The sequence below is a fragment of the Paraflavitalea devenefica genome (genome assembly GCF_011759375.1).
Lineage (GTDB): Bacteria > Bacteroidota > Bacteroidia > Chitinophagales > Chitinophagaceae > Paraflavitalea > Paraflavitalea devenefica.
This window is the reverse complement of sequence record NZ_JAARML010000002.1, coordinates 1,689,721-1,706,075: the sequence shown is the minus strand read 5'-3', so window position 1 is coordinate 1,706,075 and position 16,355 is coordinate 1,689,721. Positions and strand designations below refer to the sequence as shown.

Genomic DNA, 16,355 nt, shown 5'->3' with positions numbered 1-16,355 from the left:
TTTTTACGCAAGCACCAATCGGTACATTACCCACTACCCTAACTAAGTACTTTCAAATATTTTTTAGCGGTGCTACGGTCAAAAGAAGTATTTATCATTTGAAGATATATTCTTTTATAATTTTCGTCTTTCAGATTATAATAATCTTCTACTTTCAAATTATTCAACAGAAGAAAGTGCATAGTAGTTCTTATTTCTACATTACGCATATCATATAGTTCCAGCATTTCCAAATATCGAACTTCTTCATATTCACATTCTTCTCCTCCTTCATTGAAGTGCCGCTTTCTCCATCCACTAACGGTTGACCAATCAACAGCTTTTTGCAAAGAAACAATTTGATTAGTGTCTTTAAATACAGGAATAGGATCATCGGACACTTTAATCGCACCAACAAGCTTCCATGCCCCTTTTCCTTTTACATTAATATGCTTATTTAGAGGAACTGGCCCAAATAAAACTTTTGATTTTGTAAGCTCCTCTGTCGTGGGTAATTCATCAATGGTTTTCATATATATATTTAGCACATATACCAAAGCTCCATCAAACGAAGCTACGTCTGTATAATCCATAAACTTACATAGAGCAAATCCCTGTTCAAAATTTAGAGGGAAGGCATACACCTTCCCCGAATTTGATTTTTTCATTATTGAAATTTGAAAAGTGTTTCCCAATTTTTTACATTTTGATTAAGCCATCTTCTTGCTACCACTTTGTAAATTTCATTTACTGTAGCTGCATTTTTGTTCGAAAGAACAGTTGTTCCCCTGCCAACCCAGCCATTTAATTCCATTACCAACTGCTCGACACCCTTTGCAACTCCATTATTTGGAATTTTTCCTGATAATCCTTGCAAAGCCCTAACTCCTGCCGGAGCAATTTTGCCTGCATATCTTTGCGCTATTGTATATCCGGTTTTACCTATATATAATACACCATCCTTAAATCCGGAATATACAGTATATTTTCCGTTCTTAAACAGGCCAGGGGCAATTCGTCTTAATCGAGCAAGGTTTCCAAGGCCCTTTAACAACTGCCTTTCCCCTCCAGCTTCTTTTACTCCTGGATAATAAGTCGTTAAGATGCCTCCTGAAATTAAATATCCATCCTCACCTACTGCATAACCATTCCAATTTCGTACAACTTTTCCATTAATTATCCTCTCTTGATTTACTCCATTAAATGCACTTGTTAATGCATTCCCCTCATATTTGGGTAAAACCTGACCATGCTCCCAGTCCTGCGTAATGTATCCATATTCTTCTTTGGAATACCAATCTGCTTTAGCTTCTCTATTAAGGTGTCCTGAGTACCAATACCAAGTTTTTGTCTTTTTGATCCCCTCAGATTCAGGACAGTTACAATCTGATGGAGCATATACAGTTTCTCCCTCGGTTGTTTTTACGTCACCCTCCTTTGCACCAGGTTTCCCTGGCTTAGGTGGTTCAATGCCCTCTAAGCCATCTAAATCAATTAACGCAATAGGATTATTATGTCCAAACTGATATGGAGTTAATCCAGAGAACTCCCCAGCTATCGGATCCACACTCAAAAACCTCCCCACTCTCGGGTCATAAATCCGCATGCCATAATCCTGCTGGTTCTGCCTGCTCTTCACTTCACTATCCGCCTCCTTACCATTAAACCCAAACCTATACTTATCAGCAGTCTGGAAAGTCCGGCTCAGCATGCCAAAGGGATAATAATCATTGGCGGCTACCATATCAGGATTATAATAATCCACTACCGGTATAACAGCCCCACTGGGTAATGTCAAAGAGCCACCCGAAGATACGCCAAAGTTGCGATCACTAATGACGGTGAGTACATTGCCCAGGTGGTTCGTCAGCTCATACTGGCGGTAGCCACGGTTGTAATTGTCACCATTATAATAAGGATTGATCCAGGGGCCGGTACTGTTGCCATTGTCCACCGCATTCGTGCCCCGCGCCAGCATGCCCAGCCGGCTGCTGCCGTACACATACACATCGGCCTGTGTTAAAAACAGCGTTTGCAGGTTGGCAGGCTCTACCGGCGTGCTGTTGTTGGCTGTATACGTGCTCATCAGGTTGCCCTGCGCATCCCGAACATACCAGGTATGATCCTGCCGGCCATTGCCCTGGTAGGAGGTTTTACCGATGCGGTTACCCTGCGCATCATAGCTATACGCCACCTTGGTATAAGGATTGGCGGTAGTAGCCGTACGGTTCACTTCCGTGATCTTACCATACACATTCCATTGAATGCCGGTAACGTTTTCCTGTTTGTCCTGGATCAGGTTGCCGATCTCATCGTATACATAGTTGCTCGTGTCCGCCTGGTCGTCCAGGTCGTAGATCAGGTCCCAGCTATTGGAACCATACTTATTGGCAACGATATGATCATTGACCTGCCGTAATTTGTTAGTACCGGGATAATACTTGTACGTCAGTCCATCCATTTTGGAACCTGCCCCAATGGCATAGCGGTTATAGTGCTGAATATTACCATTGGGATCGTAGGATATATCCTCATGGAAGGTACTGTCGGGCGCCCAGTTACTGCCATAACTATTCGTCGAAGCATTGAAGCTGAAGAAGAAGGCGTCCTGCTTCACAAGGCGGTTGAGCTGGTCATACCGGTAGTTGTAGAAGATGGGTACATGGCCCAGCTCATCAAACTTGCGGATATGGGTGGCCATGCTGCTGATATTGCCATTGTACAGCGGACGGTACACACTATCGGGCAGACTTCCCCCGGCAAGGCGGTAAGACGGGAAGGGATTTACCCCCGGATTGATCGTCTTGTAATCGCCGTCAAAATAGTTCAGGTTAAAGCCCAACGCATCCCGGGCTATGTACTGGTTGATGCCGCCTGCTTTGGCATCACCACCCATATCATGCGGTATGGTGGCGCCGGTACTGTTCACCCCTTTCAGCCAGCCCTGGATGGTGTAGGCATAATCTATACCCTGTACCTGCTGCTGACCAAGGATAGTACGTGCCAGCGGACCATGCAGATAATACTCATATTTCGCTTCCCGCTCCCAGGTATAGCCATCCGTACTGGTCTCTACCTCTGTGAGCCTGTTCTCCGCATCGTAGTAATACCGGTGTGTCCACTGATCACTGAAACGCGGCTGGTACATGACTTTATTCACCTTGCCGCTGATGAGGTCATACTCATACACCAGCTTCTTCCAGCGGTTGCCATTTTTGTTCATGATATTGGGCACTACGCCACTTTGTCCATAGTCCTGCAACAGCGTATCCACATTACCATGTATGTCATAGCTGTAAAAGCTGCCATGGTTGTAAGAACTGGTCATGTCTGGCTTATCCGTGTAGGTTACATAGCTCACCCGGTTGCGCACGTTTTGCTGGGCGGTGACCAACGTAGGATCTGCCTCTACAAAACCAATATAGGGGATATCATATATCGTATTGGTGACCTGTTCCCGGTTCTTCTGCAGGCTGGCATACCAGTCGGTTAACGCTGTTTCATTACGGGTAAAGGTATCGGTGATCGCCTGGTTCAGCGTGTCCCTCAATTGCCCTACCTCGGTAATACGTCCCAGCGTATCGTACCTGGTATAACTGAAGTAATTGTTATTGGCACTGCTCATCGCCAACTGGCGGGCATTGCGGCTCAGCGCCAGGCGGCCCAGCCGGTCGTACCAATACTCCGTTTTACCGCCGTCGGGGCTCTTCTGTGCCGTCACCTGGTTCAGGGTATTGTACCGGTATTGGGTAGGCAGGGCATGTGCCGGCAATTTGATACCTCCGGCCAGCCGGGCTGTTTGCACACTGTCCAGCCATAGGGAATCATAGTTGGGCTGTACCCCCGCCGGCGGTATGGTCTTTACCAGGTTACCGGCCTGGTCACCGCCTCCCCCGGCCTCCCGCGGAGCGGGACAAGCTCTCCGGTGGAGGGGAGGCAGGTAGCTTCCTGCGTAGTTGCCACTTGCTGCTATCGCAGGTGCTTATAGGGTACCGGGGCTGTAGTACTACCATTAAGCGTTCGTTGCGTCGCACTCTTGTACGATTGTATCGCTATTCAGCTTGCAGCATACCTTTTGCATGCCCTTTTGGATAGTCCGGTGCAAAAAGCTAAATTTGTGTAACAGCCCTCGTTTATAATTGATATATGGAACAACTTATCTTAAATATTAAAAACAAAAGCAAAATCCCTTTTTTAAAGGAACTGCTTAAACGCCTTGAATTCGTTGAGGTCGTGGAGCCTAAGAAACTTTCTTCCAAAGAGAAAAAAATTCTTGCCGACTTAGAAGAAGCCGTTGATTTTGTGAACAAATACAAAAAAGGAAGCACAAAAGCCAAAACCATCAACCAATTGCTGGATGAGCTTTAAAATTATTCCAACTCCGCCATTTGAACGGGAGCTTAAACAATTGGTCAAAAAATATCCGGCTGTTAAAAAAGATATGGCGGCACTTGCCCAGCAACTTCTTCAACATCCGCAACTGGGCGTACCACTTGGACATAATTGCTACAAAATACGTATGGCTATTGCCGGCAAAGGAAGGGGAAAATCCGGCGGGGCTCGCATCATTACTTATGTACAAGTAACCAAAGAAAACATATTTCTGCTGGCTATTTATGATAAAGCCAAAATGGGCAATATTACAGATAACGAATTAATAGACCGGTTAAAGAACATAAAATAGGCCTTTAAGCTTTTCCGGTCAATACCGCTTTCCTTATTTTCGCAAAAAAGTACAAGTAATGCGCTTCCTTACCTTTGTAAAACAAAATGCTAACCAGGAAGACCCCGCCCTGAAAAGCTTTGCCCGTTTCTTTATCAACACACAGCCGCCTCAACTTTCTTCTGATCCCCGGATTCTGGCTGTTTATCTTTATGGCAGACTAAACCCACAGCAAACAAAGGGATTCCAGGTATTCATGATCTTATACAGGCAGGAAGGTAAAAACCAGCTCGCACCAGACCTGAAAAACGATGATCAGGCCTTCCTGGAAGCTATTAATAGAATTGTTTATTTTCAGCAGCATGACCCATTAAAACGGACTGTTTAACTTTTCATACGCTGGTTCAATTCCTGGCATTATTTAAATGACTACTTCTACCGACCTCCTTGCCTTCAGGCCAAAGTATTCCTACCATCCTTATTTCCTATTAGCCTTTCACCTCAATATCCTGCCGGATCATCTGCTGCTGCGTATCCCTAAATCCACCCGTCACGACTGGAAGCAAAAGAACACCCAACTACTTTTCGGGTACGACTGGTATTTGCAGCATCAGTCCTCATTTACCATTATGCAACAGGTATTCACCAATGAAAAACTCTTACAGATCAATAAAGCTTTGCTTCGGGTGATTGCACTGACCCGCTTCCTGAAGAAATATTCTACAAGAATAAAAGAACATATAGGCAATGCAGGCGGGGTAGTTTTAGGCAATATCAACAAGAACAAGAAAGTGTTGCCGCTACAGGTTATCTTAAAATACCTACAGCTCCCCTACCCGGCCTACCTGCAATTAAAGCGTCAGGCATGCAGGCAATCCTTACTCAACCTTTGCCGTCTCAAACATCCGGCACAACTTTTATCTAAAGAAGTAGCCATTATCAAATCTTATTGTACCGATGCCTGCTGGCTGCACTGGCCCTTATCCTCCGTATATCACCAGCTCATCCGGGATAAAGCCGCCGCCTTCACCATCAGCACTTTTTACAAATACGTCAGCCTGCTCAAACTGCAAAGGGTCCAGGTACCTCACCGCCGTAAAAACCATCATACCGGCATCAGGGCGGCGGCGCCCTTACAGATCATTCATGCCGATGCTACCATATACAGAACATTGGACAATGCAAAGAATTACATTTACCTCGTGCAGGACAATTACTCACGCGCTATTCTTGGCCACCGGGTGGCTCAGTCCTGTAAGGCGCAATATGTTTTTGAGAACCTGGCCGCTGTAAAAGAGCAATACCTGCAACCTGCCGGCATGGCATCCTGCCAGCTTATCACAGATGATGGTTCAGAAAACCAGGGGGCTGTTCATTTCCTCACATCCACCCATGAACCTCCCTTCATTGAACACCTCATTGCCCAGCAGGATATTGAGTTTTCCAACTCCATGATCGAAGCGGCCAACAAGCAACTCAAGTACCGCTTTCTTTATCACCGGTCCATCCCTGACTTTGCCGCCCTGCAGAAATTTATAGCACAGGCCATTGAGGATTACAACAACCGGCCGCAGGCAGTCCTGAATGGATTAACGCCACTGGAAGTGCTCAATGGTAAGCGGTATGATAAAGAGACGTACCGCCAACAGATCTATGCCGCAAAAGCCAACCGTATGGCCCATAATAAAAGAACATCCTGCTGTAGTTATTCCTTTTAAAAAAGCAGGTAAGAGAAAGTTGTACCCCTGCTGGGTTAACCTGCTTACTTCAGCGCTTGCTCATTTAAAAGTACCGGCCCACCCTTTTTCCCCGCTGCTCTTTTAAAATCAATGGCTCCTAAGCCGCTTTCTATCCCCATCCGGATATCCGGACGCTTTATTATCAAAAGGTTGTAGAGGTTGCACAGGTGTTCATACCATATCAGTTTGATGCATAAAAGTAAAGGAGTTGACTGAACGTCAACTCCTTTACATATTTCATTTTTACACAGGTGCAAATCGGTACACTACCGACCATCCCTACCAATACACTAAGAGCAGTTTATAAAACTCAATATATTTATCTCCACCAGCCTTTTCAGCGCTCTGTTGTACATAATTAAATGTAAATAACTTATCTACAGTCAAGTCATCGCTTTTAAGCACATGTGAGAAATATTCAGCACAAATCAAAATTGCGTCCAGAAAAGACTCTCCATTGACTGCACAATTAAATATAACATGATTTAAATCTAAGTAGTCTAAGACCTGAACCTCAAGAGTAATTTTATTAATTGCTAATAGATCAGCCTCTACTTGGCCTATTAAATAATAATCATCTGTTTCATCAATTTCGCCAGAGAAAGTAAGAACCCCTATCACAACATTTGTACAGTCATAATAATTTAACAGACTTACTACTTCGCTATTTACAAACAGATTAATTAAAGGTTGCTTCCTAAGAACACATACATGGTTTCTTATTTCCTTATCAATTAATTCTTCTGAAATATGAAGTTTTTCAAGATCACCTCTTGAGAGATTATATTTCTTTAATTCAATTACAAACTCATCTTTTTTCATACTTTATAATATTTTATCAGGATCGTAACTCTTTACAACACGATTACCATTTTGATCATATTGCCATGTTTCAATTCGTGTACTAATTTTATCAACTCCTCTATAAGTTTTGGTATCCTCGTCATAAATGTACCCAGAGTATAATGTACCCGTAACAATCCGCTTAGATAAGTACTGTTTTGGGTTGCCATTTTTATCCAATACCGGCTTACCATTTTTCATAACGGGAGCATATTCAAATGAAACTCCATTAATCTCTACATAAACACCACTTTGAAAGTCCTTTTTAATCTTGTAAATATAATCTTCTGGTTGTTCCCCACCGCTAAAACCATTTATCCAAGCATCAGGATTTTTAGTATTAAACATTGAAGCAGTTCCTAAAAAGCCTAAGAAACTCATCAAGCCACCTGTCATCCCCTTAATACTACCACCACGAGTCATGCCTTTTACCTTATTTTTTAAGTACGCATGTAAATCACTAAACTTTTCACGATTTAATCCAGAAGGAATTAATACTGCTTTTTCTTGTCCATCAATGTGGTGATGAAGTAACCCCTGCTTCATATATCCTGCATGATTAGGATTATGTTTAACCCATTGCTCATCTACTATTGGCATACGTCCCAGTTTAACATTCTGTAGATTTGCATCGCTAAACATTTCTGGCTTTTGCGCAATTTGCTGTTTAACCATCCAAATACCATTTCTTGGAATGCCTGCTGCATTATGACTTGTTGCTGAAGAAGCTTTAGTCATATCAATTTTAGGTTGATTCTCCCAATATTTTTCAATTGAGTTATCCCCCTCTTCAGCTCCATCTAAATCTATAAATTTAATTGGCTTATTACCTGCATATTGGTATGGAGTATACCAAGGATATTCTTGGGTCAACGGATCCACACTCAAAAACCTTCCCACCCTCGGGTCATAAATCCGCATGCCATAATCCTGCTGATTCTGCCATCCTTTTACTTCGTAATCATTTTCCTTACCATTAAAGCCATACTTGTAATACACATTATTGGAGGAAACAGCCAGGCGGCTCAGCATACCAAAGGGATAGTAGTCATTGGCGGCTACCATGTGGGGGTCGTAGTAATCCACTACCGGGATCGTAGCACCATTAGGCAATGTCAAAGAGCCGCCCGAAGATACGCCAAAGTTCCGGTCGCTGATGGTGGTGAGCACATTGCCCAGGTGGTTCGACAATTCATATTGCCGCCAGCCACGGGCATAGGTGTTGCCATTGTAAAACGGATTGATCCAGGGGCCATTATCCACATTACTGGACACGATCGGGTATACGCCCAGCCGGCTGCTGCCATAGATCATCAGGTCAGTCTGGTTCAGCGCCAGGTTCTGCAGGTTTTCGGGCGCCACCATACTACCCGTCCAGGCTGTATAGGTACTCATCAGGTTGCCCTGTGCATCCCGCACGTACCAGGTATGGTCCTGCCGCCCGGTACCCTGGTTCGTGGTCTTGCCTATACGGTTGCCCTGCGCATCATAGCTGTATACAATCTTAGTATAAGGGTTGAAGGATGAGGCCGTGCGGTTGATCTCCGTGATCTTGCCATACACATTCCACTTAATGCTGGTGATGCCTTCCGCTTTATCCTGGATAATATTGCCGATCTCGTCATACACATAGTTGCTGGTGTCGGGCTGATTGTCTATATCAAGGTTCAGCGCCGATGTACCAAAGGCGCCGGCGCCGATACTATCCCTTACCTGCCGTAATTTGTTGCTGGCCGCATAATACTTATACGTCAGGCTATCCATCACATTGCCATTGGCCGCATTTCGCAGGTAATTGGTAATGTTTCCATTGGCATCATAGTACACCCGCTCACGGAACAAGGTCGATGCTGCCAGCGCAGCATAGCTGTTGGTAGACCGGTTAAAGCCAGTAAACACGTCCTGCGCCTTCAACCGGTTGAGCTGATCATATTTGTAGTTGTAGAAATAGGGCGTATTGGAAAACAGCCGGATGGTGCTGGCCATGCTGCTGATGTTGCCATTGTACAGCGGGCGGTAGTTGCTGTCAGCCAGCACTTTCAGCCGGGCGATATGATCGGGGAAGGGAGTTACTGTTGGATTGATGGCTTTGTAATCCCCGCCAAAGTAGTTCAGGTTAAAGCCCAAAGCATCACGGGCTACATACTGGTTCAAACTACCAGCCTTACCATCACCGCCTATATCATGCGTGTGCATAGCGCCGGTACTGTTCATCCCCTTCAGCCAGCCTTGCAGCGTATAAGCAAAGTCAATGCCTTGTACTTGCTGCTGACCAATAACAGTACGCGCCAGCGGGCCATGCAGGTAGTATTCATATTTAGCCTCCTTCTCCCAGGTATAACCATCCGTGCTGGTCTCTACCTCCGTCAGCCTGTTCTCCGCATCATAGTAATACCGGTGCGTCCACTGATCACTGAAACGCGGCTGGTACATGACTTTATTCACCTTGCCGCTGATGAGGTCATATTCATAGACCAGCTTTTTCCAACGATTCTCATTTTTGTTCATGATGTTGGGTCTGCTGTCCTTACGCCCATAGTCCTGCAACAAAGTATCCACATTGCCATGGATATCATAACTGTAGAAGCTACCATGATTGTAAGCGCTGGTCACGCCCGGTGTATCTGTATAGGTTACATAGCTCACCCTGTTGCGTACGTTTTGCTGGGCTGTTACCAACGTGGGGTCAATGCCGGTAAATCCATCATAGGGGATATCGTAGATCGTGGCGGTTACCTGCTCCCGGTTCCTCAACAAGCTGGTATGCCAACCGGTCAGGGCCGTTTCATTACGGGTAAAGGTATCGGTGATCGCCTGGTTCAGCGTGTCCCTCAATTGCCCTACCTCGGTAATACGTCCCAGCGTATCGTACCTGGTATAACTGAAGTAATGGTTATTGGCACTGCTCATCGCCAACTGACGGGCATTGCGGCTCAGAGCCAGGCGGCCCAGCCGGTCGTACCAGAAGTCCGTTTTACCACCATCCGGACTCTTCTGGGCAGTCACCTGGTTCAGGGTATTGTACCGGTATTGGGTAGGCAGGGCATGTGCCGGCAATTTGGTACCACCGGCCAGCCGGGCTGTTTGCACGCTGTCCAGCCACAGCGAATCATAGTTGGGCTGAACGCCTGCCGGCGGTATGGTCTTTACCAGGTTACCGGCCTGGTCGTAGTAATACAGCGTATAATGGTATTCGCTCACGGTATGGCGTACGGTGAAGCGCTCATATTTATAGGCTTGCAGACATTTAGCGCGATAGCTGCTGTCGAACCGGCCTTTTACCGAATCCGCATAACGGCTGTACAGGTCCTGCGCCTTGCTCTGAATAATGAAGGTAGAATCGCTGCAATTGTCAATGGCTTCCAGCAAGGTGGGCGGGAAGGCCGGTTCGGTGCGGCCGCAGAGGGTGAGGTCAGGTTTGGCGCAGGCATCCAGCGTGATACCGGCCTGGGCATATAAACCGGCGATCTCATTATAAGTGAGGTTAATGCCCGTTCGCCTGTAGTAATACCGCGCATAGTCTACTTCACAACCACCGCATTTCAGCGACCGGTCGGGAATGGCCAGGTTATAAGGATCATTGAATTCTTCGTTGTATAGTAAACGGCCGTTGATGTCCCTTATCCGGTAGAAATCTATTTTGGCCTTTTGGGACATGGGGTTAACAGCCATTACCTCCAGAATGGTAAAAGGTGCATCCAACGTACGTTCACCCATCAAGCTGTTATCAATATACATTCTGAACCTCGTTCCCCGGAATTCAAATTTCACGATTCGCCAGTCGTTGAATGACTGGATCGGCACTGGTTCTTCCGCGCATACTTTTGCAGGGTGGTTCTGATGGGTGCAGATTGCCGCGCCATTACCTTCATACTTGAATGTACCCAGCATGCTTCCACTAGGGTGCAGATCTGCCAGAATCCAGAACCAGAACTTGTCTTTAATCCAGTTAGGTATTACCAGACTATCCGGCAATTTCACGCGAAATTCTATATCAAACCCGGCGGGGTCCATGCACAGCGTATCGTAATAGTCAAAATCAATGTCATCGTATCTTGTATCATCGGGCAGGGTATCCGTATAATAATCCGGTAAAGAAAGCACGCCGTCCTTGATTATTTCAGCCAATGGCACGCCCAATCCATATTTATAACCATTGAAATTCGGTCGCCAGCGTGTAGTATCAGCGCCGCTGGCATCCAGGTGCGGAATACCGCCATACTTCTTATAATCGTTCAGCCAACTGATCAGGGTATCATAAACCGGTGCAGTATTGCTGGCACAGGCATACGGCAATTTGCCGCAGGTAGCTGTATACAGGGAATCAATCTGGCTGCTGGTATAGCTGTTGCCGGTACGCTGGTTGAAATAGCCTACAAAAGATGACTGGCAATCGGGTACTGTGCCGGCGGGACATACAGCCGCCGGATCAAATAAAGAAAGGTTATCCGGATCTGAAAAATCCTCAAAGTAACGCAATTGCTCGTTACCATCATACATCTTCCACCAGTCAATAGACATATAACGTCCGCCAGACCCAAAACCACTCGGACCAATGTTCAGAATGGGTAAGGTGGAGTCTCGGGGGATATCAATCACCAGGTTGCCATCAAAATAAAGACGATAATGCGCGGGGGTAATTTGCGCCTTAATAATATGCGGGTTCAATGCATTGGTATCCGCACTTACCTGCACTACATTAAAGCCATTCCCGCCAAATATGTATCCCTGGTATATATTATAAGGTTCATCAGTAAAACCATGCAGGTAAATGCCCGGAGGCCCCCAGCTACTTGTTGTCTTGATCAGGGCGATGTTGCATCCAAAATGGCCAAGGTTCGCATAGTAGCTTCCCCCTGTGCCAAGGTAGCGGTATCTTACTTCATTGGCATACCCACCGCTGCCACAAAAACTTCCTGCCTTCATAAATAGTCTCACACTACTGCTCCCGCCCGGCTTACGCGCTGTATCCGGCAACTGAAAAGAACCATTCTGTATGAGCTCATATTGATCTCTATGGAATACGTTATCTTCTGTCAATATCTCAAATCTCACCCCATACTGCTGCCTGTTCACCCGGAAGCTGTCCACAATATCCTGCAGGCTGTCACAGGCTGCACTCACCCCCCCATCACATTGTGCCTTAAACTGCAGGTAATCATCCGCTGTTTTTACAAAGCCCAGCCGGTAGTTCATGAACTGCTCATACAACCGGTTCCATTTGTATTGGGTAGAGTCTGTGGTAACTGAATAGGAGATTGCAGGATTTACTGAAGGGAATTTCTGTTTGAACTCCGCATGCAGTGTGGCAAATGTTGAGCAGTCTACGCAAATATCCCCCGTATTACACTGGAATACCGGTGGCAGGAAGATGGCCTTGGATATAAAATCACAATCAGCCGCCGGGAAATCCGCATGGCCGCAAAGGCTCAGCAGCGTATTGAGGGTGGAATCGGCAATATCCGTCTGGTACACACGGTTGAGGTAATTGGAGAAGCTGCCATACAAGGTTTGCTTAGGCTTGTATTGACCATACAACCGGCTGATGGTAGAGCACTCACAGGTATCCGGCTTTGTGTACAGGGGCTTATTGCCATGCACCACCTGCTGATCATACGGCTGCGGCGCTTTGATGAGGTAGGCATTACAGTCCTGGTTATTGCTGATGCCATGTGTGCTGTTATAATATTCGAGATAGGCCTCAAAGCTGCGATGTGTAGCAGGAGCAGTACTTGATGGTTTTACCGAGCTGGAACCATAAGGATGCTTCAGATCAGATCCTTCCTTACAGATGTTGATCAGGGCAGGGATGATGATGTTGTTCAGGCTGGCCTCATCATACAAGGTACAGGGCGCCAGGTCCTGCAGCCACTGGTGCGCATACGCCTTGCAATTGTCTTCATAATATTGTTGCTGCAAAGCTTCTCCCTCTGCTTTGGTAGTGGGCTTATTAATAGCCGGCTGCAGCGCCAGCAGTTCGGCCGCATCACTGAAATGCGGCTGGTGGCCTGTGGCCACAATTTTGGCAGCGGTAAGGCTACTGTTGCAATACTCCTTGATCCGTTTATTGACCAGGCTGCGTTTTATATCGAGGTAAAGCTGCCGGAAGGAGCGCCAGGCCATGTCCAGCTCACCTGCACACATAGCAGTTGTATTGAAGGCATTGCTATTGGGCTGGTCGTTCGGAAAAGAACCGGTATTCAGGTACGGGGTGTAACAACCAGCGCTGCTTCCTTCCGGGCACATAACGGTAATAGATGCCAATCCCCAGAGGCTGAGACGCTTGCCCGCTACCGTCCGGAAATGAAGCAGGGAGTCCATGAGCTTGGACTTGAACCAGGTAGTGTCGGATAAAGGATCTCCACCATCAGGGCCAAACAAGGTTTCGATAGTGCCGGTTTCACCCAAGGGGTTCAAATACCCCTTCGCTTTGGCTTCCGCATAGGTATCTGTTCCCTCAAACAGCCGGTCCCACTCATGGCTTGCCTGCCACTGCTCATACCTTTGCAGTTTGCAATATTCCGGATGCCGGTGCAGCAGGGCTTCGGCCCAACTGGGTTTGAAACGCTGGGCAAATACTTCGGGCGAGAGGTCCTGCGGCGGTACGAGTTTACCCGCTGATTCATCAAACACCAGGTCGGGATTACCATCTGCATCGAGGTAACCGCTCACCAATGAGTAGACCGGGAAGGTATCTTTGATCCGGTTGTCGTCCGAAGAATCTATATGACTGAAGAAGATAGAATAACGGTCCTGTTCATTGTCAATATTGGCATATTGACCAGAGGACGGCGTCATGTCCATCAGCATGGTCTTGCGGATGCCGGTGAGGTCGCTGAGCTTGTTGCACAATTCATCACATGCCTGTTTGGCTTCTGCATAGGACTGCAGCGCCATGTTTTCGTATACCGCTGCATCCACATCATCTATGCCGTTGGCCTGCCGGAAGCGCTGCCAGTATTGGCTCCAGCTTCCGAGGCTGTCTGTACAGGCCTGGCAGGAAGGTTTACAGGACTGCTGCGCCTGCACGATGGCCCGCTGCTCAACGATAAAACTATCCAGCGTTTTACAGGTATTGGCAGCCATGAATATGCTGTCGCGGTAATACTCCATCCCGTACCGGCTTACCGACAACTGCTTGGTGATCTCATAGTTGCCTTCAGACAACCATTTGGTAAAGCTGACCGAGAACCCCTGGCCATTACTGCATACCGTATCTATGGCCTCCAGTGAAAAATTACTGATCAGCGTATCGAAAGGTGCGCCGCCCAGTTTCTGGTTGTTGCAGTCGTCGGTGATGGTGATCCGCAGGTCGTACAGGCAGTCGTAACATACGGAGTCCATGTTACAACCTTCTTCCTTCAGCAAGAGCGGGTTTAAGACATAATTGAAGTCATGATTGCCGGCAGTGGTCACGGCCAGGCTTTTCTTGTGCTCCATCACCAGGTCCTTGATCACGGCCGAATAAGGATCGGCCAGCACTTCTGTACGGGTAGCGGGGTTGTTAGCAGCCAGCCTCTCCAGTTTGGAGGCGGTATCCGGCGTACCGGCCAGCGCCGTGGCAATGGTACGGCCATGCATATCCACATAACTGATGCTGTACTGGCCATTGGCATCGCGCACGAGGTTTTTAAAGTAATGCGATTTGTCGCCTACTTCCGTACCAAACAAGGCGTCCAGTTCACCCTGGTCGGGGGTGGCATAGATGTACCTGGTCTCATGACCACTGCCCAGGCGGAAGTCCTTGCCTACTCCACCCTGGCGACTGATGCGCCCTGTATTGTCCTGCGTATATTCTACTTCTGTAAACGGAAAGCCTTCTGCACGGGGCACATATTTGTGTACGCCCGAATCTTTGAAAGCACTTGATCCTGAATAGTATTGCGAAGCGCCCGATGCGGAGTCCATGGGGGCTGCCTGCAGAGTACAATACAAGTCTGGTGACGGCAAGGTATCAAACAGGCTTTTATCGTATTCCGGATGGTTAAAGCCACGGTTGAAATTGGGCGTGTAGCCGATCAGGGTGTTTAAGGTAGGGGCAGGCAGCACCTGTACCACCGGGCGGCCCTGGTAATCATAAAAGCTTTCTGCTACAATGGTACGTTGGGTCGTATTGTCTTTGGTAACGGTTTGCCGGCCACGCAGGCTGCCGTCATAGTATTGTACCACGCTCTTGCGCTTGCCTTCTTCGGCAAAGGTGGTAGTAGCCTGCCAGTTCAACGTACGTTCATGTCCATTAAAGTCAAAGCGGCCATGACCAACGGTATTGAAAGCAGTCCACATGGCTTCATAGCGGACGCCGCTACTTTGCTGCTGCACCGCCCGCACGCGGTAAAACAAATGTCCCTTGCTGTCATAAATGATCGGGATGCGATAAGCGGTACCTGTAATAGATACGCGGGTGGCATTTTGATCAAAGATCAGTGCAGGGTTGGGATTGTTGGGATCAGGGCCATAACGTTTGGCAGCCAGGGCTGCGGAATCTATATAAGCCCATTCCAGGTCATACTCATCGGCCCCGATGGAGGGCTGCCACCATACCGGCAGTTCATCTTTATCCGCACCGGCTGTCCAGGCAGAGTCACTGACCTGTGTAACCGCATTGCCTGTATAACTGAATTTATATTGTGGAAATGCCTGCAACTGGTTCACTACTTTGAGGGCCTTCCAGCTATCCCAGGCCACGTTGCTGCGTACACTCATCACCTTCACCTGCACGCGGTAACCACCGGTAAATACAAAAGTGTTGCGATGCTTATAGGCGCCGGTTGTATTATAGTCGAGCACCCAGGTTTTGTATTCAGTCATAGTAGAATTATCGGCCTTCGTATAGATGACCTGTAATTCGATAGTATCTGAGAAAGCGCCTTGTATATACACAGGTATTCCTTCATTGAACTCAAAGGATACTACATTCTGCACCAGGTAGGGCCTGATGAGATTGGTATTGTTGACGTCGAAGAACTTGGCATCTTCCACCACGATCAACGAATCCTGTTTCAACTGGCCTAAACTACCATCCAACACTTTGATGACCGGCGGGTCAACACCAGCCTGGGCCGGCATCCAGAACAGGAATAACAATGCAGTAGCTATGAACCATCGTATGGACAAAAACTTTCTCATAAATA

Annotated in this window: 8 protein-coding genes; 4 read left to right on the top strand and 4 right to left on the bottom strand. The window is 47.1% G+C overall.

Annotated elements, in window-relative coordinates; translation table 11 throughout:
• Positions 1–38: 38 nt before the first annotated feature.
• Positions 39–647 carry a hypothetical protein gene (locus HB364_RS16255; RefSeq protein ID WP_167289272.1) on the bottom strand — a complete coding sequence of 203 codons (609 nt, stop codon included), beginning with the start codon at positions 645–647 and terminating at the stop codon, positions 39–41.
• A complete protein-coding gene (locus HB364_RS33535) occupies positions 647–3,784 on the bottom strand; it encodes an RHS repeat domain-containing protein (RefSeq protein ID WP_167289271.1) in 3,138 nt (1,045 codons plus the stop codon). The genes HB364_RS16255 and HB364_RS33535 overlap by 1 nt, the downstream gene beginning before the upstream one ends.
• A gap of 341 nt (positions 3,785–4,125) precedes the next feature.
• Between HB364_RS33535 and HB364_RS16245 the strand changes: the two genes are divergently transcribed.
• The 4 genes from HB364_RS16245 to HB364_RS16230 are packed head-to-tail and all read left to right on the top strand — an operon-like array spanning position 4,126 to position 6,360.
• Positions 4,126–4,347, top strand: coding sequence for a hypothetical protein (locus HB364_RS16245; protein WP_167289270.1), 222 nt, complete (start codon positions 4,126–4,128; stop codon positions 4,345–4,347).
• Positions 4,337–4,663, top strand: a complete 327-nt coding sequence (locus HB364_RS16240) for a type II toxin-antitoxin system RelE/ParE family toxin (protein ID WP_167289269.1) — start codon at positions 4,337–4,339, stop codon at positions 4,661–4,663. The genes HB364_RS16245 and HB364_RS16240 overlap by 11 nt, the downstream gene beginning before the upstream one ends.
• Before the next feature lie 58 nt (positions 4,664–4,721).
• Positions 4,722–5,030, top strand: coding sequence for a hypothetical protein (locus tag HB364_RS16235; protein WP_167289268.1), 309 nt, complete (start codon positions 4,722–4,724; stop codon positions 5,028–5,030).
• 37 nt (positions 5,031–5,067) lie between these two features.
• Entirely contained in the window at positions 5,068–6,360 is a 1,293-nt protein-coding gene (locus tag HB364_RS16230; RefSeq protein ID WP_167289267.1) for an integrase core domain-containing protein, read from the top strand.
• A 300-nt stretch (positions 6,361–6,660) separates the two neighbouring features.
• Here the strand turns inward: HB364_RS16230 and HB364_RS16225 are convergent, their stop codons facing one another.
• Together HB364_RS16225 and HB364_RS16220 are read right to left on the bottom strand one after the other, a co-directional pair.
• Positions 6,661–7,203, bottom strand: a complete 543-nt coding sequence (locus HB364_RS16225) for a hypothetical protein (RefSeq protein WP_167289266.1) — start codon at positions 7,201–7,203, stop codon at positions 6,661–6,663.
• A 3-nt stretch (positions 7,204–7,206) separates the two neighbouring features.
• On the bottom strand, positions 7,207–16,350 hold the full coding sequence (locus HB364_RS16220; protein ID WP_167289265.1) for an RHS repeat-associated core domain-containing protein: 9,144 nt from the start codon (positions 16,348–16,350) through the stop codon (positions 7,207–7,209).
• Positions 16,351–16,355 lie beyond the last annotated feature (5 nt).